Genomic DNA, 20,577 nt, shown 5'->3' on the forward strand with positions numbered 1-20,577 from the left:
AGCCCCTCCAGACCTCCCCGAGGTATTTTCGGACCAGAGAAGAAGCGGTCAGTCGCCCAGTTTGCGAAAGATCTGGCGCAGCATGCCGTGGAACATCTGCACGTCGGCGCGGGTGAGCGAGAGCCGGGTCCAGGCGTTGCGCAGGACGAGCTTCATGCCCGCTGCCTTGGTCTCGGGAAAAAAGAATCCAACTTCGTCCAACCGCCGCTCGAAATGGTCCGCTAGCGCCTCGACCTCGACCTGCGTGGCGAAATCGGTCTTGGCGAGGCTCATGACCTCGGGCGCGGCGTCGATGGTCTGGCGCCCGTATTCGTAGGCGGTGAGCAGCACGGACTGGGCGAGGTTCAGCGACGCGAACTCGGGGTTCACCGGCACGGTGATGATCGCGTTGGCGCGCGACACGTCCTCGTTTTCGAGCCCCGCCCGCTCCGGCCCGAACAGCACCGCGACACGTTTGCCTTCGGCGCGCATCGCGCGGGCTTCGGCCATGGCGCGCTCCGGCGTGCGCACGGGTTTCGCCAGTTCGCGCGACCGGGCGGTCGTCGCATAGACGTAATCGCAATCGGCCAGCGCGGCGGGCAGATCGTCATAGACCACCGCCGCGTCCAGCACCCGCCCCGCACCCGAGGCCATCGCCACGGCCTTTGGATTGGGCCAGCCGTCGCGCGGGCCGACGACCCGCATCCGCTCCAGCCCGAAATTCAGCATCGCGCGCGCCGCGGCGCCGATGTTTTCACCCATCTGCGGGCGCACCAGCACGAAGGCGGGCTGCGGTCCTGTTTGATCTTCGTCGCTCATGGGCCCCGTGTTACTGTGGCGCGGTCGGACGGGCAAGGAGATGGGGATGGCGTTTGACGAGGGCGAGGCCGAGATCCTGCGCACCGACCTGTCGGGCCTGAAGGGGCTGACCGAAAAGGCCATGTTCGGGGGCCTGTGTTTCTTTCAGAACGGCAACATGATCGGCGGCGTGCGCCGGGCGGCCGAGGGCGGCGCGCTGATGCGGGTCGGCAAGGACAACATGAAGGCGGCGCTGGCGTCGGACGGTGTGACGCCGATGGTCATGGGCGGGCGCACCATGGGCGGATATGTCGCCGTGACGCGCGAGGCGCTGGCCGACGACCTGACGCGCACCCGACTGCTCGACATGGCGCTGACCTTCACCGCGAGCCTTCCACCGAAGTAGCGTTTCCCCCCAAACGCTTGTAGAAAGCCGCGAATCCCAACCGAGGACGCGTGATGGCCGAAACCGACCTGCCCCAGCTTTATCTCGTGACGCCGCCGCAGTTCGAACTGTCGAGCTTTCCCGACCAGCTCGCCCGCGCGCTGGACGCGGTCGAGATCGCCTGTCTGCGGCTCGAACTCGCCACCCGCGACGAGGATACGATCGCGCGCGCGGCCGATGCCTGCCGGGAGGTGGCCCATGCCCGCGACATCGCCATCGTCATCGCCGATCATGTGCTGATGGTGGAACGGCTCGGGCTGGACGGCGTGCATTTCACCGACGGGTCGCGCCAGGTGCGAAAGACGCGCAAGGATCTGGGCAAGGATGCCATCGTCGGCGCCTTTTGCGGCACCTCGCGCCATGACGGGATGACGGCGGGCGAACAGGATGCCGATTACGTCGCTTTCGGCCCCGTCGGCACGTCGAACCTCGGCACCGGCGAAATCGCGGGGCGCGATCTTTTCCAGTGGTGGACCGAGATGATCGAAGTGCCGATCGTCGCGGAAGGCGGGCTGACCGAGGCACTGGTGCGCGACTTCGCCCCGGTCACCGATTTCTTTTCGTTCGGCGAGGAAATCTGGACCGCAGAAGACCCGACCGCCGCCCTCACCGCGCTGGCCGCCGCCCGCGCCTAGGCCACCAGAGCGTCGAGCACCGGGCCGCGCACCGCCGCCTCGCAATGGGCGGCCAGCGTCTTGCGGTCCGCGAAATCCGCGACCCGGACCGGTTCGTGATAGACCACCTCGACCGACCCGTTCGGCAGCGCGGCCAGCACGGCGAGCAGGTGCGGACCGAGGTCCATGCCGCCCCACCAGCCGTAGAAGCGGTCGTCCCGGCCCTTGGGCGCGTGGTAGACGACGCTCACCGGCTGCACCCGCATGGTGTCGCGCAACGCCGCGTCGAAGAAGGCCGCGAAAAGCGTCGTCTTGAAGGTCAGCACCCGGCGGCTGTCGGTCGAAGTGCCTTCGGGAAAGAACAGCAGCCTGTGGCCCAGCGACAGGCGGCGCCGGAACACCTCGACCTGCCCCCGCGCCTCGCGCCGGTCGCGCACGATGAAGACGGTCCCCGTCGCCTTGGCGAGCCACGAGATGCCGGCCCATCCCGCAACCTCGGCCTTGGAAACGAAATAGATCCGTTTCGGCGCGTTCAGAACGAAAATATCGAGCCATGACGAATGGTTGGCCACGACCGCGCCCGGCCCCTTCATCGGCGTGCCACGCACCCGCAGCCTGATGCCAAGCAGGAACAGGGCCGAAAGGCAGACGATCCGGGTGACAGTCGGCGTGACCGGCCGCCCTTCGCCCGCGAGGAGTTTCTCGAACGGGCGCAGCAGAAAGGTGAAGAACAGGCCGAGGATCAGGACGATCACCAACGGCACGCCGCGCAGGATCGCCACGATCCAGCCGAATGGGCCGACGGACAGGTCGGGCTGTGCCGAGCCGTCATCCCACGGCTCGCTCACCCCTTCGCCTCGCGCTTGGCGAGTTTTTCGTACATCGCGCGCTGTTTCGGCGGCACCTTGGCCATGTCGACGATGATGCAGACGTCCGAGGTGTTGAACGGCTCGTCGATATAGACGCCGTCCCCGATCACGCCGTTCAGGCGCAGATAGGCCTTGATGAGCGCCGGCATCGCCTTCATCGCCGCCTTCTCGTCGATCTCATCCGCCGGCATCAGATCGGCCGAGGTGTAGAATTCGTCGAGCACGCGGGTGCGAAGCTCGGGCGGGGCGAGATGGCTGTGGTGCAGATGCGAAAGCGGAAGCTTGATCGCGTCGAGATCGGTTCCATGAAAGCTCGCCACCCCGAACATCACGTCGATCCCGTGGGCGTCGGAGTAGTTCATCAAACCCACCCAGAGCTGCGGCAGCGCCGATCCACCCCGGTAATCCCTGTGCACGCAAGACCGCCCGAGTTCCAAAAGCTTGCGCCCGCAGGTCTTGAGCGCGGTCAAATCGTATTCGGCATCCGTGTAATAGCGGCCCAGTTTCGCGGCCTGATCGTCGCGCATCACGCGATAGGCGCCCACCGCCTGATCGCCTTCGGGCCGGGCCCGGTCATAGAGGATCAGGTGATCGAACCAGTCGTCGAATTCGTCGCGTTCCAGCCGGTTTTCGTGATCGACGTCGACACCGTCACCGCCCAATTCCTCGACAAAGACCTGATAGCGCAAACGCTGTGCGTCGCGAATGTCGTCCTCGGTCTCGGCGATGCGCAGTTCGTAGACGGGACTGCTGTCTGACATCGGTACGGCGGGCTCCTCGTTTTCCGGGGTTCTAGGGATCACGCGGAAGATTGGCAACAGCAGCGTTCGCTGCGTTGGTTTGACACAATTCTAGGTTGTGATAGCGTCGGAGAAACGGATGAGGCGCCCGTCAGCCTTCGTCGAAAACCGGTGTGAGATCGACTGTGGAGATATCAATGACCTGCTTGCCCGCGTGCTCGAAATTCACCGTCACCTTGCCACCGACATTGGACTGCACCTGCCCCAGACCCCAGTCGGGCTGGGTCGGGCAGCGCACGAGCTGGCCGGGTTCGAGAAGCGAGGCGAGCGGGTTCATCGGGTTCCTTTCGGCGGGTGACACGGCATGAGCAAGGACGAAACCGCCCCGGCCCCGGATCTGGTCGCCCTCGTCGGATCGCGCATCTGCCACGATCTCGTCAGCCCCTTGGGTGCCATCGGCAACGGGATCGAGCTTATGACGCTGACCGGGGGAGAGGAAACCCCCGAGATGGCGCTGGTCAATGAAAGCCTTGTGAATGCGCGGGGGCGAATCCGGTTCTTTCGGATCGCGTTCGGGGCGGCCAACAGCGGCGCCGTGGTTCGTGCGGGCGATCTGGCCGAGGCCGTTGCCGGCATCGAAACCAAGGCGGTCGTGGAGTGGCGTATTCCCGGCGACATGGCCCGCACCGACGCGAAACTCGCGCTTCTGGCGCTCAACTGTCTGGCGAGCGCGATGCCCTATGGCGGGCGGATTTCGGTCGAGCGGGACGCAGGCGGCCTTGTCGTGACCGGGCGGGCCGAGCGGTTTCGCATCGAAGTCGACGACTGGGCCTTGATCGACGGGCGCGGAACGGCCACGCCCGCCAACATCCACTTCGCCCTGCTACCGGAAGAGGCCTTTGCTCAGGGCCGACAGGTCACGCAGGCACAGCTTGAAGCCGAGGTTCGGCTGACCGTCTGACCTGTCCGGTCCGGGCACAGGCCAAAGAGAACCGAAGGCTTGGTGTTCACGTCATCACAGAGCCCCGCCGAAGCGGGCGGCCTGCAACGGATATCTTGGCGAGGCCTACGGTCGGACCGTGCCGTCACCCTCGACGATGTATTTGAACGAGGTCAGTTGTTCGGCCCCCACCGGCCCGCGCGCATGCATCTTGCCGGTGGCGATGCCGATCTCGGCCCCCATGCCGAACTCGCCGCCATCCGCGAACTGGGTCGAGGCGTTGCGCATCAGGATCGCGCTGTCGAGCCGTTCGAAGAACTTGGCCGCCGCCGCATCGTCCTCGGTCAGGATGGCATCGGTGTGGGACGAGGAATAGGTGCGGATATGGTCGATCGCCGCGTCCAGATTATCCACGACCTTGGCCGCGATGATCGAGTCGAGGAATTCGGTCCCCCAATCATCGTCGGTCGCGACGACTGAGCCCTTGAGGCCCTCGCCCGCACGTACCTCGACTCCCGCCGCTATGAGCGCGTCGATCACGGTCTGGCCCAGATCCAGCGCGTCCTTGTGGACGAGCAGACATTCCGCCGCGCCGCAGATTCCGGTGCGCCGGGTCTTGGCGTTGATGACCACGTCCATCGTTTTCTGCGGGTCCGCCGCCTTGTCGATGTAGACGTGGACGATGCCTTCGAGATGGGCGAAGACCGGCACCCGCGCCTCGCGCTGGACGAGGCCGACAAGCCCTTTACCCCCGCGCGGCACGATCACGTCGATATAGTCGGTCATGGTGAGAAGCTCGCGCACCGCCTCGCGGTCGCGGGTCGGCACGCGCTGAATCGCGTCCTCCGGCAGACCCGCCGCCTTCAAACCTTCGACCAGACAGGCATGGATCGCGCCTGACGAGTGGAAACTTTCGGAGCCGCCGCGCAGGATCACAGCATTGCCCGCCTTGAGGCACAGGGCGCCCGCATCCGCCGTCACGTTGGGACGGCTTTCGTAGATCACGCCGATCACGCCCAGCGGCGTGCGCACGCGCTTTATGTGCAGGCCCGAGGGCCGGTCCCATTCCGACATCACCGCGCCGACGGGATCGTCCTGTGCCGCCACCGAGCGCACGCCGTCGCACATGCCCTGAATGCGGGCCTCGTCCAGCATCAGCCGATCCATCATGGCGGGCGACAGACCCTTTTCACGGCCATATTCGAGGTCTTTGGCATTGGCCGCAATGATCTCATCCCGCCGCGCCCACATGGCGTCTGCGGCGGCGTCCAGCGCCTTGCGCTTGGCATCCGATGGCGCGAAAGCCAGCTCCGCAGCGGCGGCCTTGGCCTTGCGGCCCAGTTCCTGCATCAGCGCGGGGATGTTTTCAGCGTCTTTCATCGGAGCCTCCGTTGTCGCCGAGCTTACATAGGCGCAAGCGGGGCGTGGGTCAAAACATGATCGTGCGATGTGGTGTCGGGATGGCGCGAGGCCGGAAACCAGAATCCTAGGATTCTGGTATCTCGCGCGGACAGCAAGTATTTGAAATCAACGCTTTGCGCGCCGCCTTTCATCCGAAAGTGTTAACAAGGGGCCTATAACCCCTGCCCGAAGCACGAAAAATCAGAGCGCCATATCGTCCCGGTGGATCAAGGCCGCGCGCCCCGGATAGCCGAGTGTCGCCTCGATCTGGTCCGACCGCTTGCCGGCGAGCAACTTGGCCTCGTCCGAGGTGTAGCGGCTGAGACCGGCCCCGATATGCGCCCCGCCCGGTCCGAGGATTTCCACCGGATCGCCGCGCCCGAACCGGCCCGTGACCAGCGTCACCCCGGCTGGCAGCAGCGACTTGCCTTTGCCGAGCGCCGCCACAGCGCCCGCGTCGAGCATGACCGTGCCTTTGGGCTTCATCGACCCGATCCAGTGCTTGCGCGCCGCACTCGGGTCTTCCCGCGCGACGAATACGGTCGCCCGCGCACCGTCTTCCAGCGCCGAAAGCGGCTGGACCGTGCTGCCTTCGGTGATGATGAGCGAACAGCCCGCCGCCATCGCCGTCTGGGCCGCGAGCAGCTTGGTCTTCATCCCGCCTTTCGACAGGCCCGTTCCGGCGTCGCCCGCCATCGCCATCAATTCCGGCGTGATCTCGTCGACCGTGGGATAATGCCGCGCCTCTGGGTCGGTCTTGGGGTTGCCGGAATAGAACCCGTCCACGTCCGACAAAAGCACCGTCAGGTCCGCGCCGATGGTCACGGCGACCTGCGCGGCCAGCCGGTCGTTGTCGCCGTAGCGGATTTCGTCGGTCGCGACCGTGTCGTTCTCGTTCACGATCGGCACCACACCGAAACTCAGAAGCTGTTCCAGCGTCGCGCGGGAGTTCAGATAGCGCCGCCGATCCGCGCTGTCCTCCAGCGTCACCAGCACCTGCGCGGTTGTGATGCCCTTGGGCGCCAGCACCTCTTCATAGGCACGCGCCAGCCGGATCTGGCCCACGGCGGCGGCGGCCTGCGACTGTTCCAGCGCCAGACCGCCCGCGGGCAGGCCCAGCACGCCGCGCCCCAGCGCGATGGACCCGGACGAGACCAGCACCACGTCCATCCCGCGTGCCTTCAGCCGCGCCACGTCCTCGGCCAGCCCGATGAGCCAGTCGGATTTCAACGCGCCGGACGTGCTGTCGACCAGAAGCGCGGAGCCGATCTTGACGACCAGCCGCCGTGCCGCCCCAAGGCTCAGGGTTGCCAAGGCTCGTTCTCCTCGTCCCCGCCCTCGGCGGCCTTCTGACGATAGCGGTCCGCCCCGATCTCGGCTTTCAAGGCGCGCAGAACCTGCGTCACGCCATCCTTGGCCACGCCCGACATCTCATAGACCGTGCCGCCCGACGCCTCTTCCAGCGCCGCGCGCTTTTCCTCGCGCTCCTCGTCCAGAAGTGCGTCGATCTTGTTCAGAACCGTGATGCGCGGCTTGTGGGCGAGGATGCCGCCATAGGCCTCCAACTCGCCCACGATGGTCTCGTAATCCGTGGCGACGTCCTCGGCCGTCCCGTCGATCAGGTGGAGGAGCACGGCACAGCGTTCGACATGGCCGAGGAAGGTATCACCCAGCCCCCGCCCTTCGTGCGCGCCTTCGATCAGGCCGGGAATGTCGGCCACCACGAATTCCACGTTGTCCACACCCACGACGCCAAGGTTCGGCACCAGCGTGGTGAACGGATAATCCGCGATCTTGGGCCGCGCGTTGGACGTGGCCGCAAGGAACGTGGATTTGCCCGCGTTCGGCAGGCCCAGAAGGCCCACGTCCGCGATCAGCTTGAGCCGCAGCCAGATCACCCGCTCGATCCCCGGCTGACCGGAGTTCGCGCGACGCGGCGCCTGATTGGTCGCGGTCTTGAAGTGCAGGTTGCCGAAGCCGCCGTTGCCGCCCTTGGCGATCACCAGACGCTCGCCCACTTCGGTCATGTCGGCGATGACGGTCTCTTCGTCCTCGTCCAGCACTTCGGTCCCGACAGGGACGCGCAGGACGATGTCGTCGCCCGATTTCCCGGTGCGCTGGTTGCCCATGCCGGGCTGGCCGTTCTTGGCGAAGAAGTGCTGCTGGTAACGAAAGTCGATCAGGGTGTTCAGACCCTCGACCACCTCGATCACCACGTCGCCACCGCGCCCGCCGTCACCGCCGTCAGGCCCGCCGAATTCGATGTATTTCTCGCGCCGGAACGACACGCAGCCGTTCCCGCCGCTGCCCGAACGGATATAGACCTTGGCGAGATCGAGGAATTTCATGGGTTTCAGGCCTTTCTGTTGGCCCCTGCGATAGAGGGAAACGGGGCGTGGCTCAAGGGCCGGTTAGGGGCGCGCGAGGCGATAGTGGATGGTGACGAGCCGGGTCTGACGCGCCCGGTTCTCGTCCAGCGTGCGCTCGACCTCGTGAAACCCGAGCTTGGTGAGGATACGGGACGAGGCCGGATTATCGGCCCAGACCCGCGCGCGAATGTCCGGGTGATCCCCGGCGTCGAAGCCGTAACCGACCAACGCCCGCGCCACCTCGGTGCCCAGTCCCCGGCCCCAGTGCGTCTTTGCCAGCAGGTAACCGATTTCGCCGTTCGCGAACTGGCCTGTGCCGACGGGCAGGTCGCCATCGCGAATGATGCCGAAGAACGCCGCCTCGCCCATCCGCGTTGCGATCCGGTCGCGCACGAAGTCGAGCGACACGGGGTGCGGCCATGTCCCGGTCATGCGCACCACGTCCCAGTCGGACATGATCGCATGAAGCGCACAGGCGTCATCCGGGGTCTGTCGTGTGATCCGCAGGCGGGGCGTGACGATCACGTCGCCTGCGCCCTGCCCTTGTGTCATGGCCTCAGCGCATCTTTCGGCTATAGGTCCAGGTCGGGACATTGGCATCGCGCGCGACCGAGAACGCCTCGCTGTCGCCGACATAGGCGAAGCCCGCGTTGGTCAGCACCCGGGCGCTCGCCGGGTTGTCCTGAAACACCTCGGCAAAGAGCGTGTCGTTGCCCAAGGGATTCGCGGCGACCAACGCCTGCACGGCTTCCGAGGCAAGCCCGGTGTTCCAGAACGGCGGCGCGACCCAGTAGCCAAGCTGGCTTTGGTTGCGATCCATCCGGGTCAGGCTGATGACGCCCAGAACCTCATGGCCCCGGTCGCCGCCCTCGACGGACGAGCCGTCCATCACCCAGACGTCTTCCAGACGGTCCGCGGTCATCGCGCGTTTGACGAAGGCGTCCGTGGTGCCGGGGGCCAGAGGATGCGGGATCGACCGCGTCTCTTCGGCCACGCGCCGGTCACCGGAGTAATGCGCGAGCATCCCAACGTCCGATGCCTTCGGCGGGCGCAGAACGAACCGTTCGGTTTCGATCAGAACCTGATCCTGATCCATGACTGTCTCGACTTTCATACGCTCTCCTCCTCGAAAGCGTTCACCGGCCCGATATGGGGGCGCAATCCTGCACCCCAAGGCCGTTCGGTAAACACTTCTTGGCGATCCGGCCTCCTCTCCGTCACGCCTAAAACGACGAAGGGGGACCGGTTTCTAGCCGATCCCCCTTGTCTTACTTTGCCGGGTATCGGCTTATTCTGCGGCCTCCGCTGCCGGGAGGACCGATACGAAGGTGCGGCCCTTGAGGCCCTTCGCAAAGGTCACGCGGCCTTCGGCGGTCGCGAAGATGGTGTGATCGCGGCCCATGCCCACGCCTTCGCCCGGCCACACTTTGGTGCCGCGCTGACGGACGAGGATGTTGCCCGGAATCACGGCTTCGCCGCCGTATTTCTTGACGCCAAGGCGGCGACCGGCTGAGTCGCGGCCGTTGCGGGAGCTACCACCAGCTTTTTTATGTGCCATATCGCTCTCTCCTTACTTCGCCAGATCGGCGGCTTCGGCAACCCATTCGGGCTTCACGTTGACCGCGTCAAAGGTTTCGATGTCGACTTTCGCGAGCTCGGCGTAGGTATTCACACCGGCTTCGTTCAGTTTCTTCTGCATCGCCGGGCCGATCCCGTTGATCGCGGTCAGGTCGTCGGACCCACCAGCGGCCGGGGCTTCGGTCTTGGCTTCCGCTTTCGGGGCGGCTTTGGCTTCGGCCTTGGGGGCCGCTTTCTTGGCGGGCTTGGCAGCGGCCGGGGCCGACGGGGCCGAGCCTGCGCCGATGGCGGCTTTGATGCCCGACTTGTCCGCGCCCGATTCGAGAATGTCGGTGATGCGGAGCAGGGTCAGCTGCTGACGGTGGCCTTTGGTGCGCTGCGAGCTGTGCTTGCGGCGGCGCTTGACGAAGTGGATGAGCTTCTCGCCCTTGATCTGGTCGATCACTTCGGCCTGCACACCGGCACCTTCCACGAGGGGCGTGCCAAGGGTCGTGCCGACCATCAGAACTTCGTTGAACTGGATCTTTTCACCGGCTTCGGCTGCAAGTTTCTCGACACGGACGACGTCGCCGGTCTGAACCTTGTACTGCTTGCCGCCAGTCTTAACGACTGCAAACATGGGGTCTTCCTTTTTCTCCCGCGTTCTGTGGCCCCGGCGATCCGGCGTTCGCGGGGGCATCCCCCGGCCTCGAACAGCGCGCCCTGCTAGGGGCGTTGTTTCATATAGCATTCCGGCCCGCGGGAATCCCCCGTGCGCCAGAGCCGCGTATATCGGGGCATTCGGACCCCAAGTCAAGGAAAACAATGGCAACCACGGCCAGCCACCGGCCCGCCGGACATTGACCCCCCAACCGCTTCGCGAAAGGCTCACGGGGATCGTCGAATCGTTTCAGACCCATTGACCGGATTCCATGCCCAAGTTCTTGAATTCCCTGACCCAGCGCATCGGTTCGCTCGCCGCCCCGCTCAGACCGCGCCGCCCAGCCCCCGCCCCCGTTTCCGGCCCCCTCGGCGGCTTCGACATTCCCGAGGTGCCGGGCATCAGTCTGGTCACCGCCAACAAGAACCGCACCGAAAACATGCTCCCCGCGCTCAGGACGTGGATCGACCGGCCCGAGATCGACGAGATCGTCATCGTCGACTGGGATTGCGACGAGCCCCTGCGCGACGTGCTGGAGGCCAAGGGCATCTCGGACCCGCGCCTGCGCGTCGTGCGGGCCGTGCAGGACGAGGTGTGGCATGGGCCGCGTGCCTTCAACACCGCCATGCGGCTTGCGCGTTACGACAAGATCCTGCGGATCGACGGGGATATCGTGCTGAAGCCCGACTTCTTCACGCGCAACAGGCTCCCCAAGAACAGCTTCGTCGCCGGGAACTACCAGATCGTCGAGCAAAGCCAGGTCCACATCAACGGCACGGTGCTGTTTCACCGCGCCGACATCGCAAGGATCGGGGGACAGAACGAATACACCATCGGTTACGGGTGGGAAGACGACGATTTCTACAACCGGCTGATGCGGGCGCGGGTGAAGCGGATCGACCTGATCCCCGAGACGGTCTACCACCTGCCCCACGACGACACGACGCGCGTGCCGCCGCCCGAAAACCAATCGACCCGCGCGCTTTACATGTCGTGGCCCCGGTTCACGATCCGGCGCAATCGTCTGCTGATCGAACAGATGCCCGCCTGGGACGCGAGCCGACCGATGCAGCCCTTCGATCATGTGGTCGCCCCCGACGGCACCGAGACGCTGGTGCGCACCGGCCCCAATCCGTCCGCAGTGTCCGACGTGATCGCCGACCGGGTGACGAACATGGCGATCCTGTTCTTTCTGGCCCGCCGCAAGGGGGCCGAGGTCATGTGGCTTGACGACATTCACCTGAGCCGCCTTCTCGACCTGCCGGAGAGCGAGATCAACCGCGACATGGTGAAAGAGATCATCGCCACGCAGAACGCATCCGGCGGCCCGTTTCTGAGCGCCGACATCGCGCGGCGGTTCGAGCCGTAGGGCGCACATTGAGGAGAACAGGATGAGCACGACGACCGACCGAAACATCGCCCGCGCCGGGCGCAACACCATCGCCGACGCGCTGACCCGTGCCGCGCGCCGTTACGGCGATCGCACCGCGCTCCATTTCGCGGACCGGACATGGACCTTCACCGGGCTCTACGATGGCGCCGGACGGATCGCCGCGCGGCTTCTCGAGGCGGGCCTCGTGCCCGGTGACCGGGTGGCGGCCTATGGGCGCAATTCCGACGCTTACCTTCTGCTCTACCTCGCCTGCGCCCGCGCAGGGTTCATCCATGTGCCGATCAATTACGCTCTGGTCGGGCGCGAACTGGCCTATATCCTCGACAACTGCGGTGCCGACGCCCTGTTCGTCGATCCGGCGCTTCAGGACATGGCGTCCCCGGTTCTGGCCGAGATGGAGCCGCTGAAACTGGTCGGCACCACCCATTCCGGTGACGGGCTGGACGCGCTGAGGATGGCGCAGGACGACGCGCAGTCCGTGCCCGGCGATCTGGGCGAAGGGATCGACGCCGAGGATCTGGTTCAGCTTCTTTACACCTCCGGCACGACCGCCGCGCCCAAGGGGGCGATGATGAGCCACCGCGCCCTGCTGGCCGAATACACAAGCTGCATCGTCGAGCTGGAGCTGTCCGCGAAGGACCGCGCCCTTGCCGGCCTGCCGCTCTACCATTCCGCGCAGATGCATGTGTTCACGGTGCCCCAGTTCATCGTCGGGGCGACCACGTGGCTGATCGAGGCGCCCCTGCCCGACCTGTGCCTCGAACTCATCGAGACGCACGGCATCACGTCGTTCTTCGCGCCGCCGACGGTCTGGATCAGCCTCCTGCGCAGTCCGGCCTTCGAGGCGCGCGATCTGACGAGCCTCGAATACGTCTACTACGGCGCGTCGATCATGCCGGTGCCGGTGCTTCAGGAACTGCGCGAACGCCTGCCGGGCGCGCGGCCCTTCAACTGTTACGGCCAGTCGGAAATCGGGCCGCTCGCCACCGTGCTCTATCCGCACGAACACGAAGAACGACCGGCTTCTGCGGGCCGCCCGATCTACAACGTGGAAACGCGGCTGGTGGACGAGGATATGAACGACGTCGCCCCCGGCGAACAGGGCGAGATCGTGCATCGCTCGCCCCAGCTTCTGTCAGGCTACTGGGACAAGGCCGAGGCCACCGAGGAGGCGTTCGCGGGCGGCTGGTTCCATTCCGGGGATGTCGGCGTGATGGACGAGGCGGGCTACATCACCGTCGTCGACCGCACCAAGGACATCATCAAGACCGGCGGAACGATGGTCGCGAGCCGCGAAGTGGAGGAGGTGCTGTTCACCCACCCGGCGGTCAGCGAAGTCGCCGTAATCGCCCTGCCCCATCCGAAATGGGTCGAAGCCGTCACGGCCGTCGTCGTCCTGCGTGAGGGTGCCGAGGCGAGCGAAGACGACCTGATCGCCTTTGCGAAAGACAACCTCGCCCCGTTCAAGCTTCCGAAACGGGTGCTTTTCGCATCCGAACTGCCGCGCAATACGGCGGGCAAGATCCTGAAACGGACCCTGCGCGACACGCACGAGGCGCTTTACGACTGACCGGGGTCAGATGTCGGTCTGCGGCGACAGATCGGCGAGCCGGGCGGCCAGCGTTTCATAGCGGTCGCCCATGATCTCATACTGGATGCCGTTCAGGATTTCGTAGACCTGCTGCATCTGCGGGTCTTCGAGGGCTTTGCGGTAGGCCACCACCTCCTCGTCCGAGAAGGACTGATAGACGTAGGCCGACCCGAAAATGCCGCTGGTGGAAATCGCGTTGGCAAGCTGATCGCTCTGCTGGCTCAGGATTTCGCGCAACTCGGCCTCGGAATACTGGATGTCCGAGGCGCCAGCGGCCATCGCCGCCATCATGTAGCGCACCTGAATCTCGATGATCGCGCGGGTCGATTGTTCGACCCCGCCAATCGCGGCGGACATCTTGCGGTATTCCTTGATCCGGTCGGGGTTTTCATCGGCCAGCCGCGTGACGATCATTTCGCCCTCGGCCATCTGGCGTTCGTTCGACACGCCATGGCCCGCGTTCTCGGCCTCGACCAGCCGCTGACCCAGCTCGGAACCGTAAAAGTCCATGCCGTGATCCACCAGCTCCTGCGGCATGATCGCTTCCATCATGTCGAGCGTGTCCTCGATCATCGCGTCGGGGTCGAACACCTGTTCCGACAGGCGCACCCATTCGCTTCCGAAAGCGTCCGGGTCCGCCCCCGCGATGCCGGGGCCGTTCATCGCCCCCTCCTGCATCGAGGTGATGGCGACATCGAATCCCGTGACTTCAAGAAATTCGCGCGAGGTTTCGCGGTCTGCGGCCACGAGCGCGGCCCCGAAACAGATGGCGGCCACGGCCACGGCGGCCCCGGTCATAACACGTTGGAAGGTCATGCTTTGCTGTCCTTTCCTTGCTGGCAACGCTCCATACCCTAAGCACCCGCGCGCCATGGCTCAAGAAACGGTCCCGTGACATGGCGGGGATGGGCGGGGCCCCGCCCGAATTTTCGTGAAGATATGGGTTGCGCCCATCCGCGCCTTACACTACATCGCCCGCCACAGACCCCCGCGGAGAGGTGCCGGAGTGGTCGAACGGGGCGGTCTCGAAAACCGTTGTGGGTGCAAGCCCACCCAGGGTTCGAATCCCTGTCTCTCCGCCACTTCGCCGATGTGCGAAGCGCGCTTTCCTGGACTTTGCCGACCCACGTGACGATCACGTGACCCGATCGGGGCTGGATTTTTCCTGCGTCCGCGCCATGTTGACCCCAAAGACGGAGGACAAGATGGCACAATACGAAAAGAACCCCGACGCCGTATCCGCGCTGGACGAAATGTCGTTCTACGTGACCCAGCAATCGGGGACCGAGCGTCCGGGCACGGGCAAATACCTCGATAACAAGGCGCGCGGCATCTATGTCGACATCGTGTCGGGAGAGCCGCTGTTCGCCTCGTCCGACAAGTACGATTCCGGCTGTGGCTGGCCGAGCTTCACCAAGCCGATCGAACCCGCCCATATCAACGAATTGCAGGACCGCACGCACGGAATGATCCGGACCGAAGTGCGCTCGACTCACGGCGACAGCCATCTGGGCCACGTTTTCCCCGACGGTCCACCCGACCGTGGCGGGCTGCGCTACTGCATCAACTCCGCCGCCCTGCGTTTCATCCCATTCGAGGATATGGAGGCCGAGGGCTACGGCGCCTACACCGATCAGGTGGAGTGACCCGGTTCCGCGCCGGGGTCAGCGCACACCGGCGGCTCGGGGTCGGCCCCGAACCGCCGACAATTCCGACGACCGCCGAGGGCTTCAGCGCCCCAACAGTTGCGCGGTGATTTCCCGGTCCACCCGCACCAGTTCGGCAGGTGTGATATCCGCGCGGCGCACCGGGCCGACGGCGGGCACCGGATTGGCGGCCCGGATGATGCGGGCACGGTTGGGTGTCATCGGTTGCGGCGCGGCGGGGGCTTCCACAAGCCCCGGCGGCAGCACCTGATCCATGGCGAGACCCGACAGCACGCTGGCGGGAACTCCGAGACGCCCGGTCAGCGCAATCGGGTCTTCCAGAGCTTCCAAAAAGGCGATGAGCGCCGGGATCTGATCCTCGGTCACATCCACCCCGTCGAATTCGATGGCCGCCGCGATGCGTGCCATTTCCTCCGGGTCGTCCAGCGCCTCGGTGTCCAGATGATCGGTGTCCACGTCATGCAGAACCGCCTGGTCGATGGTATAGGCCATGAGGCTGTCCCTCGGGTTCATGTGGTGACGGATCACCGCCTCCAGCGTCGCATAGGCGCCTGCGTGACCGTATGGCGCGGTCAGGGTCACGTTGCGAAGGGACGGCGTGCGGAACTTGTAGGCATCATTCGGGTCCTGCGTCACCGACATGCGCCCGATGTCGGCATAGATCCGGTCGGCCACATGGGCCTTGCCCGGCCCGATCTGGGGCATCCCGATGGCGTGAAAACTATTGTCGGTCTGGAACGTGCCCGCGTGGCAGCCGGAACAGCCCGCGTCACCGTAAAACAACTCCATCCCCTCCATGGCGAGGTCCGAAAGCTGGTCTTCCTCGCCCCGCAGGTAGCGGTCGAACGGGCTGTCGGTCGAGCGGAACTCGAACGTCATGAAGCTGGCCAGCGCATTGGCGATGTCGGTGATGTGCACCGGCTCGTCCGGCCCGATGATCCAGTCGAAGGCCGCGCGATAGGCCGGGACACCCTCGACCTTGGCGGCGATCGTCGACCACGCGCCGGACTCGCCCATGAAGGTCATCTTTTCGACAAGCGCGGCGGTCTCGTTCTCGTCATGTTGACCCGCCATCTCGTCGGCCGAGGTGATCGGGAGCAGCGCCTGCGCCGCCAGCGGGTTCAGGACCGGCCGTTCGAGGTCGCGGGCGGCGGGCATCAGCACCCCCTGCGGACGCTCGGCATCGGTCTGAAGGCGTCCGTCATGGAACATGGTGTGAAACAGGGTCGATCCCCGGTTCCACAGCGCCGGGGCGTTGCGCGGGATACGGGCATAGACATGCTCGCCCTCGCCCAGCCGCCGGTCGGGGCCAAGACCCACGCCCCCCTCGCCGATGGACAGCGACATGCCGTCCGATGTGCCCAGCGTCGGGTGGTGGCAGGTCGAACAGGCGATGTTCTTGTTGCCCGCGAGGATGGGATCGAAGAACAGCGACTGGCCCAGCATGGCCTGCTGAATGTCGATCTTCGGGAACATATCCGCCGTCGCCGGGTCAGGCAGATTGTCGGGCGCCGCCAGCGACGCCCCCGCGACGAGGCACATGAGCCCCGCAAGATACCCCTGTTTCATCCGATCCCCTCGCAATGTGTCTTGAGCAAATTCCTTCCCTCAAGCCTACCTCACGTTTTCGAGATCACCCAAACATTTCAGGTATTTGCCGTTACTTTGTCGCGCGTTGCGACAAGGTAGCCGGGTGCATTGCGGGATTGTTTCGATGAACCGGACAGTCGCCCGGCTCAGGTGTTTCGCGACTCACCCGTCACTCGATCGCGGCGACATCCTCGGGCGTCGCACAGGTCGTCGCTTCGTCCGGGTATTCGTGGGTCCAGACCACCGCGTTCAGAATGTCGTCGACGTCGAACCCGTAAGTGCCGTCGAAATACTGATAGCCGCGCACCCCACGCTTCATGACATGGGTGCGCTCATCCTCGGTCATGTCGTAGCCGCCGCGCAGCTTGAGCGTCACCGTTTCCGGCGCGTCGGTGTCGAGAAAGACCTCTTGATAGACGTCGCCGAACTCAGGCTCGCAGGTGAATTTCAACAGATCGGCAGAGGCCGCATTGCCCGCCAAAGCGAATGCGGAACACAGGATGAAAGGCTTCAATGGAACTCTCCTCAAACAAGTGAGGAGAGGTTAACCGCGGAACCCCGTGGCCACCACGAATTTTTCCGAGGAATCCGACCGTGACGCGGGCGGTTTGATGTTCACGACCTTGGTGAACTTCTGCTTGAGCAGCTTCTGAAGATCGCCCTCGGCCCCGCCCGCCAGAACCTTGGCGACGAATGTGCCGCCTTCTTCCAGCACGTCGAAGGCGAAATAGGCGGCGGTCTCGCACAGCGCGATGATGCGCAGGTGGTCGGTCTGCTTGTGGCCCGAAGACGCGGCGGCCATGTCGGACATGACCACGTCGGCCTTGCCGCCAAGCCATTCCTTCACCTTCTCGTCCGCATCGTCCTCCATGAAATCGAGTTGATAGGCTTCGGCCCCCGCCACCGGCTCGACCTCCTGCAAGTCGACGCCCAGAACGGTGCCGACCTTCGTGCCCTTCTTCTCGCCAAGCGCGTTCACCCGTTCGACGGCGACCTGAAGCCAGCCGCCGGGCGCGCAGCCCAGATCGACGACGCGCGCGCCGGGAACGAGAAAGCGGAACTTCTCGTCGATTTCGAGGATCTTGAAGGCCGCCCGGCCCCGATAACCCTCGTCGCGGGCGCGTTTCACGTAGGGGTCGTTCAATTGCCGTTCGAGCCACCGGGTCGAACTCAGCTTGCGCCCACGCGCCGACTTGACCTTCACGCGAAGGTCACGCTGCCCCCGGCCGGAGGCGTTCTTCTTTCCCGGTGGTTTGGTCATCTCAGTAGGGTCCGTCTTCCAGCACGCCGTCGCGCGACATCTGCGCGTAGAGCAGCCCCTCGCGCAACCCCCGGTCGGCCACGGACAGGCGGTCGGTGGGCCAGATCCGCAACAGCGCCTGAAGGATCGCGGCCCCGGACATGATGAGCGCCTGACGGTCCTTGCCGATACGCGGGTCGCGACGGCGCCCTTCCGGCCCGGCAGCGAGGTATCCGCGAATGACCTTGTCGATCTGGTCCGAAGTCATGCGCAGCCCGTCGACCTTGTTGCGGTCATAGCGCCGGAGGCCCAGATGGGTCGCGGCGACCGTCGTGACCGTGCCGGATGTGCCGATGATCTGGAACCCTTCGCGGGCCTGTTCCTTGTGGAACGGGCTGAATTCGCCCAGTTGCTCTTCGAAATACCAGCTCATCAACGCGAACCGCGCGGCGTCGTCGTCCACGTCGTCGAACTGCTCGCGCAGCGTCGCCACGCCCAGCGGGACCGAGATCCAGTCGACCACGCGGGCCAGCGGGAATGGCCCCGGATCGCCCTTGAACCCGGCGTGAAGCCGCATGATCGACTTCTGCCGGTCCTTCGGCGCGATCTTGGAGAGGTCGAGCCAGACAAGCTCGGTCGAGCCGCCGCCGATATCGACCACCAGAAGCTGCTCGGTCTTGCGCCCGACCAACGGCGCGCAGGAGATCACGGCAAGCCGCGCCTCTTCCTCGGGCCGGATGATTTCCAGCTTCAGGCCGGTCTCGCGCTGCACGAAGCGCATGAAATCGCGCGAGTTCGTCGCCCGTCGGCACGCCTCGGTCGCGATCAGCCGCATGTGGCTGACTTCGTGCTTCTGAAGCTTGCGCTGACAGATTTTCAACGCCTGAACGGTCCGGGCCATCGACGCGCGCGACAGCCGCCCGGAGCCGCCAAGCCCCTGACCGAGCTGGACAGATTTCGAGAAACTGTCCACGACGTGAAACTGGTTCCCCTTGGGCTGGGCAATCAGCATACGACAACTGTTGGTGCCGAGGTCCAGAGCCGCATACAGGCTGTCTGGATCCGGCTTGACCGGCGCGGGCTGCTCGACCGCTTTCGGGAACGCGCCCGCACCATCGGGACGCTTGGGCGCCATAACTACACGCCCTCCATATCGAGTTACCTTAAAGGTAGTGCGGGGGCGGTGCGCTGGCAAGCGCCCTAATATGCGAAGATGCTTATGTGAAACCGCACAGGCGCTCTGCGAACATGCCGATGCGGGCCGCTATCACGCGGGGATATGTCGCAAACTGGCCCGCAGCCCCTGCCCCGACGGTCTAAGCGGGTGGGAAACGGAGGGCACATGGCCGAGGTCACAATCGTCTACTGGCGCGACATTCCCGCGCAGGTCATCGTCGGCCGCGGTCGCAAGGCCGCGAAGGTGCCGTTGCCCGAACGCTTCGAACAGGCGATCGACCGGGCCGCGATGGGCGCGGGCCTTGCCGGAACCGACGACTACCTTGGCGAATGGCGCCGTGCCGCACCCTATTCGGTCGATGGCGACGACCGGGCCGTGGCGGAGGCCGAGGCCGCGAGACTCGACGCCGCGTACGACCAGGACCGCCTCAAGACCTTGATTTCAAACGCAGGCCGCGCCCCAGAGGCCGGACAAGACAGGGACAGACCATGACACGCACCGTTCTCGAAAGCGCGACCAAGACCGTCACCATCGGCTTCGACGAGCCGTTCTGCGTGATCGGCGAACGCATCAACCCGACGGGCCGCAAGAAGCTCGCCGCCGAGCTTGAGGCGGGCGATTATTCGACCGTGGAACGCGATGCCGTGGCGCAGGTCGCCTGCGGGGCCACCGTGCTCGATGTGAACGCGGGTGTCGTCTACAACTCCAACCCCAACCCGAACGAGACCGAGCCGCCGCTGATGACGGCGATCCTCGAACTCGTGCAGGGTCTGGTGGACGTGCCGCTCTGCATCGACTCGTCGGTGCCCGCCGCACTCGAGGCCGGGCTGAAGGTGACCAAGGGCCGCCCGCTGGTGAACTCGGTCACGGGCGAAGAAGAGCGCATGGATTTCGTCCTCCCGCTGATCGCGAAATACAACGTGCCGGTGGTAGCGATTTCGAACGACGACACCGGGATTTCCGAAGACCCCGACGTGCGCTTCGCCGTGGCGAAGAAGATCGTGGAACGCGCCGCCGATTTCGGCATCCCGGCCCATGACATCGTGGTCGACCCGCTGGTCATGCCCGTGGGTGCGATGGCGACGGCGGGCAAACAGGTCTTCACCCTCGTGCGCCGCCTGCGCGACGAGCTGGGCGTGAACACGACCTGCGGCGCGTCGAACATCTCGTTCGGGCTGCCCAACCGCCACGGCATCAACAACGCCTTCCTGCCGATGGCGGCGGCGGCGGGCATGACTTCGGCGATCATGAATCCGCTCGCCCTGCCCGTCCCGCAGGCGAAGATCGCCGAGAAGAAGGCCGAAGTGGAAGCCGCCGGGATCATCCTGCCCGACGGCATGGACGACGAAACCTTCGTCACCCTCTTCGGTCTCGGCTCGACCCGGCACAAGCCAGGGAAAGAGATGGAAGCGATCCGCGCGGCCAACATGCTGCTCGACAACGACCCGCATGGCGCGGAGTGGATCCGTTTCAACTCCGCCAATCAGGGCGCGGGCGGGGCCGCCGGGGGCCGTCGCGGCGGCCGCAATCGTCGGCGCGGCTGATG

At 65.4% G+C, this 20,577-nt stretch carries 24 protein-coding genes and 1 tRNA gene; 9 read left to right on the forward strand and 16 right to left on the reverse strand.

The window, feature by feature from the left end:
- Window positions 1-48: 48 nt before the first annotated feature.
- Window positions 49-798 (reverse strand): RNA methyltransferase, encoded by a 750-nt coding sequence (locus RB2654_RS04740; protein ID WP_008329035.1) that lies wholly within the window; start codon window positions 796-798, stop codon window positions 49-51.
- 46 nt (window positions 799-844) lie between these two features.
- Between RB2654_RS04740 and RB2654_RS04745 the strand changes: the two genes are divergently transcribed.
- Both RB2654_RS04745 and RB2654_RS04750 read left to right on the forward strand, forming a co-directional pair.
- Window positions 845-1,183, forward strand: a complete 339-nt coding sequence (locus tag RB2654_RS04745; protein WP_040884405.1) for a TfoX/Sxy family protein — start codon at window positions 845-847, stop codon at window positions 1,181-1,183.
- Window positions 1,184-1,236: 53 nt separating this feature from the next.
- Complete coding sequence (locus RB2654_RS04750; RefSeq protein WP_008329037.1) at window positions 1,237-1,857, forward strand: thiamine phosphate synthase; 621 nt, start codon at window positions 1,237-1,239, stop codon at window positions 1,855-1,857.
- Here RB2654_RS04750 and olsA read toward each other — a convergent pair.
- The 3 genes from olsA to RB2654_RS04765 all read right to left on the reverse strand — a co-directional run bounded on the left by olsA (window position 1,854) and on the right by RB2654_RS04765 (window position 3,782).
- Window positions 1,854-2,684 (reverse strand): lyso-ornithine lipid O-acyltransferase, encoded by an 831-nt coding sequence (gene olsA, locus RB2654_RS04755; protein ID WP_008329045.1) that lies wholly within the window; start codon window positions 2,682-2,684, stop codon window positions 1,854-1,856. The genes RB2654_RS04750 and olsA overlap by 4 nt on opposite strands.
- Entirely contained in the window at window positions 2,681-3,466 is a 786-nt protein-coding gene (gene olsB / locus RB2654_RS04760) for an L-ornithine N(alpha)-acyltransferase (RefSeq protein ID WP_008329070.1), read from the reverse strand. Before olsB ends, olsA begins: the two co-directional genes overlap by 4 nt.
- Window positions 3,467-3,596: 130 nt before the next feature.
- Window positions 3,597-3,782 (reverse strand): DUF3553 domain-containing protein, encoded by a 186-nt coding sequence (locus RB2654_RS04765; protein ID WP_008329079.1) that lies wholly within the window; start codon window positions 3,780-3,782, stop codon window positions 3,597-3,599.
- 27 nt (window positions 3,783-3,809) lie between these two features.
- Here RB2654_RS04765 and RB2654_RS04770 point away from each other — a divergent pair, with 27 nt between their 5' ends.
- Entirely contained in the window at window positions 3,810-4,406 is a 597-nt protein-coding gene (locus RB2654_RS04770; protein WP_008329081.1) for a histidine phosphotransferase family protein, read from the forward strand.
- Between the two features lie 105 nt (window positions 4,407-4,511).
- Here RB2654_RS04770 and RB2654_RS04775 read toward each other — a convergent pair whose 3' ends face one another.
- The 7 genes from RB2654_RS04775 to RB2654_RS04805 all read right to left on the reverse strand — a co-directional run bounded on the left by RB2654_RS04775 (window position 4,512) and on the right by RB2654_RS04805 (window position 10,352).
- Window positions 4,512-5,765 (reverse strand): glutamate-5-semialdehyde dehydrogenase, encoded by a 1,254-nt coding sequence (locus RB2654_RS04775; RefSeq protein WP_008329083.1) that lies wholly within the window; start codon window positions 5,763-5,765, stop codon window positions 4,512-4,514.
- A gap of 222 nt (window positions 5,766-5,987) precedes the next feature.
- Window positions 5,988-7,100, reverse strand: a complete 1,113-nt coding sequence (gene proB / locus RB2654_RS04780; protein WP_008329086.1) for a glutamate 5-kinase — start codon at window positions 7,098-7,100, stop codon at window positions 5,988-5,990.
- Window positions 7,088-8,134: a GTPase ObgE gene (obgE, locus tag RB2654_RS04785; RefSeq protein WP_008329088.1), complete on the reverse strand. Its 1,047-nt coding sequence runs from the start codon at window positions 8,132-8,134 to the stop codon at window positions 7,088-7,090. Before obgE ends, proB begins: the two co-directional genes overlap by 13 nt.
- A 63-nt stretch (window positions 8,135-8,197) precedes the next feature.
- The gene (locus RB2654_RS22280; RefSeq protein ID WP_008329089.1) at window positions 8,198-8,707 is read right to left on the reverse strand and encodes a GNAT family N-acetyltransferase; all 510 of its coding nucleotides are present in this window, start codon (window positions 8,705-8,707) and stop codon (window positions 8,198-8,200) included.
- Window positions 8,708-8,711: 4 nt separating this feature from the next.
- A complete protein-coding gene (locus RB2654_RS04795; protein WP_008329091.1) occupies window positions 8,712-9,269 on the reverse strand; it encodes a GNAT family N-acetyltransferase in 558 nt (185 codons plus the stop codon).
- 174 nt (window positions 9,270-9,443) lie between these two features.
- Window positions 9,444-9,713, reverse strand: coding sequence for a 50S ribosomal protein L27 (gene rpmA / locus RB2654_RS04800; RefSeq protein ID WP_008329093.1), 270 nt, complete (start codon window positions 9,711-9,713; stop codon window positions 9,444-9,446).
- A gap of 12 nt (window positions 9,714-9,725) precedes the next feature.
- Window positions 9,726-10,352 carry a 50S ribosomal protein L21 gene (locus RB2654_RS04805; RefSeq protein WP_008329098.1) on the reverse strand — a complete coding sequence of 209 codons (627 nt, stop codon included), beginning with the start codon at window positions 10,350-10,352 and terminating at the stop codon, window positions 9,726-9,728.
- 292 nt (window positions 10,353-10,644) lie between these two features.
- Here RB2654_RS04805 and RB2654_RS04810 point away from each other — a divergent pair, with 292 nt between their 5' ends.
- Window positions 10,645-11,742 (forward strand): glycosyltransferase family 2 protein, encoded by a 1,098-nt coding sequence (locus tag RB2654_RS04810; RefSeq protein ID WP_008329112.1) that lies wholly within the window; start codon window positions 10,645-10,647, stop codon window positions 11,740-11,742.
- 22 nt (window positions 11,743-11,764) lie between these two features.
- Complete coding sequence (locus RB2654_RS04815) at window positions 11,765-13,336, forward strand: acyl-CoA synthetase (protein ID WP_008329113.1); 1,572 nt, start codon at window positions 11,765-11,767, stop codon at window positions 13,334-13,336.
- A 6-nt stretch (window positions 13,337-13,342) separates the two neighbouring features.
- On the opposite strand, the gene RB2654_RS04820 is transcribed toward RB2654_RS04815, so the two are convergent.
- On the reverse strand, window positions 13,343-14,173 hold the full coding sequence (locus tag RB2654_RS04820) for a hypothetical protein (RefSeq protein WP_050771933.1): 831 nt from the start codon (window positions 14,171-14,173) through the stop codon (window positions 13,343-13,345).
- 176 nt (window positions 14,174-14,349) lie between these two features.
- Between RB2654_RS04820 and RB2654_RS04825 the strand changes: the two genes are divergently transcribed.
- Together RB2654_RS04825 and msrB are read left to right on the forward strand one after the other, a co-directional pair.
- A tRNA-Ser gene (locus RB2654_RS04825) sits at window positions 14,350-14,439 on the forward strand.
- Window positions 14,440-14,562: 123 nt separating this feature from the next.
- Complete coding sequence (gene msrB, locus RB2654_RS04830) at window positions 14,563-15,003, forward strand: peptide-methionine (R)-S-oxide reductase MsrB (protein WP_040884406.1); 441 nt, start codon at window positions 14,563-14,565, stop codon at window positions 15,001-15,003.
- 84 nt (window positions 15,004-15,087) lie between these two features.
- On the opposite strand, the gene RB2654_RS04835 is transcribed toward msrB, so the two are convergent.
- From RB2654_RS04835 to RB2654_RS04850, 4 genes are all read right to left on the reverse strand, one after another.
- Window positions 15,088-16,593, reverse strand: a complete 1,506-nt coding sequence (locus RB2654_RS04835) for a cytochrome-c peroxidase (protein WP_008329127.1) — start codon at window positions 16,591-16,593, stop codon at window positions 15,088-15,090.
- Window positions 16,594-16,783: 190 nt separating this feature from the next.
- Window positions 16,784-17,128, reverse strand: coding sequence for a hypothetical protein (locus RB2654_RS04840; RefSeq protein ID WP_040884407.1), 345 nt, complete (start codon window positions 17,126-17,128; stop codon window positions 16,784-16,786).
- Between the two features lie 30 nt (window positions 17,129-17,158).
- Window positions 17,159-17,875, reverse strand: coding sequence for an RlmE family RNA methyltransferase (locus RB2654_RS04845; protein WP_008329129.1), 717 nt, complete (start codon window positions 17,873-17,875; stop codon window positions 17,159-17,161).
- A gap of 1 nt (window position 17,876) precedes the next feature.
- Window positions 17,877-18,989 (reverse strand): Ppx/GppA phosphatase family protein, encoded by a 1,113-nt coding sequence (locus tag RB2654_RS04850; protein WP_008329130.1) that lies wholly within the window; start codon window positions 18,987-18,989, stop codon window positions 17,877-17,879.
- Window positions 18,990-19,196: 207 nt separating this feature from the next.
- On the opposite strand from RB2654_RS04850, the gene RB2654_RS04855 reads away from it, so the two are divergent.
- Window positions 19,197-19,523 carry a virulence factor gene (locus RB2654_RS04855; RefSeq protein ID WP_008329132.1) on the forward strand — a complete coding sequence of 109 codons (327 nt, stop codon included), beginning with the start codon at window positions 19,197-19,199 and terminating at the stop codon, window positions 19,521-19,523.
- Entirely contained in the window at window positions 19,520-20,575 is a 1,056-nt protein-coding gene (locus RB2654_RS04860; RefSeq protein ID WP_008329133.1) for a methyltetrahydrofolate cobalamin methyltransferase, read from the forward strand. The genes RB2654_RS04855 and RB2654_RS04860 overlap by 4 nt, the downstream gene beginning before the upstream one ends.
- Window positions 20,576-20,577: the final 2 nt, after the last annotated feature.

Source organism: Maritimibacter alkaliphilus HTCC2654, from assembly GCF_000152805.1.
GTDB classification, from domain to species: domain Bacteria; phylum Pseudomonadota; class Alphaproteobacteria; order Rhodobacterales; family Rhodobacteraceae; genus Maritimibacter; species Maritimibacter alkaliphilus.

Bases quoted from the DNA above. Each gene is read 5' to 3' on its own strand.
- RB2654_RS04765 (WP_008329079.1), bottom strand. From the start codon at position 3,782: ATGAACCCGCTCGCCTCGCTTCTCGAACCCGGCCAGCTCGTGCGCTGC.
- RB2654_RS04850 (WP_008329130.1), bottom strand. From the start codon at position 18,989: ATGGCGCCCAAGCGTCCCGATGGTGCGGGCGCGTTCCCGAAAGCGGTC.
- RB2654_RS04835 (WP_008329127.1), bottom strand. From the start codon at position 16,593: ATGAAACAGGGGTATCTTGCGGGGCTCATGTGCCTCGTCGCGGGGGCG.
- msrB (WP_040884406.1), top strand. From the start codon at position 14,563: ATGGCACAATACGAAAAGAACCCCGACGCCGTATCCGCGCTGGACGAA.
- RB2654_RS04745 (WP_040884405.1), top strand. From the start codon at position 845: ATGGCGTTTGACGAGGGCGAGGCCGAGATCCTGCGCACCGACCTGTCG.
- RB2654_RS04770 (WP_008329081.1), top strand. From the start codon at position 3,810: ATGAGCAAGGACGAAACCGCCCCGGCCCCGGATCTGGTCGCCCTCGTC.
- RB2654_RS04820 (WP_050771933.1), bottom strand. From the start codon at position 14,173: ATGACCTTCCAACGTGTTATGACCGGGGCCGCCGTGGCCGTGGCCGCC.
- rpmA (WP_008329093.1), bottom strand. From the start codon at position 9,713: ATGGCACATAAAAAAGCTGGTGGTAGCTCCCGCAACGGCCGCGACTCA.
- RB2654_RS04845 (WP_008329129.1), bottom strand. From the start codon at position 17,875: ATGACCAAACCACCGGGAAAGAAGAACGCCTCCGGCCGGGGGCAGCGT.
- RB2654_RS22280 (WP_008329089.1), bottom strand. From the start codon at position 8,707: ATGACACAAGGGCAGGGCGCAGGCGACGTGATCGTCACGCCCCGCCTG.
- RB2654_RS04810 (WP_008329112.1), top strand. From the start codon at position 10,645: ATGCCCAAGTTCTTGAATTCCCTGACCCAGCGCATCGGTTCGCTCGCC.
- RB2654_RS04855 (WP_008329132.1), top strand. From the start codon at position 19,197: ATGGCCGAGGTCACAATCGTCTACTGGCGCGACATTCCCGCGCAGGTC.
- RB2654_RS04750 (WP_008329037.1), top strand. From the start codon at position 1,237: ATGGCCGAAACCGACCTGCCCCAGCTTTATCTCGTGACGCCGCCGCAG.
- olsB (WP_008329070.1), bottom strand. From the start codon at position 3,466: ATGTCAGACAGCAGTCCCGTCTACGAACTGCGCATCGCCGAGACCGAG.
- obgE (WP_008329088.1), bottom strand. From the start codon at position 8,134: ATGAAATTCCTCGATCTCGCCAAGGTCTATATCCGTTCGGGCAGCGGC.
- RB2654_RS04860 (WP_008329133.1), top strand. From the start codon at position 19,520: ATGACACGCACCGTTCTCGAAAGCGCGACCAAGACCGTCACCATCGGC.
- RB2654_RS04805 (WP_008329098.1), bottom strand. From the start codon at position 10,352: ATGTTTGCAGTCGTTAAGACTGGCGGCAAGCAGTACAAGGTTCAGACC.
- RB2654_RS04740 (WP_008329035.1), bottom strand. From the start codon at position 798: ATGAGCGACGAAGATCAAACAGGACCGCAGCCCGCCTTCGTGCTGGTG.
- RB2654_RS04815 (WP_008329113.1), top strand. From the start codon at position 11,765: ATGAGCACGACGACCGACCGAAACATCGCCCGCGCCGGGCGCAACACC.
- RB2654_RS04795 (WP_008329091.1), bottom strand. From the start codon at position 9,269: ATGAAAGTCGAGACAGTCATGGATCAGGATCAGGTTCTGATCGAAACC.
- RB2654_RS04775 (WP_008329083.1), bottom strand. From the start codon at position 5,765: ATGAAAGACGCTGAAAACATCCCCGCGCTGATGCAGGAACTGGGCCGC.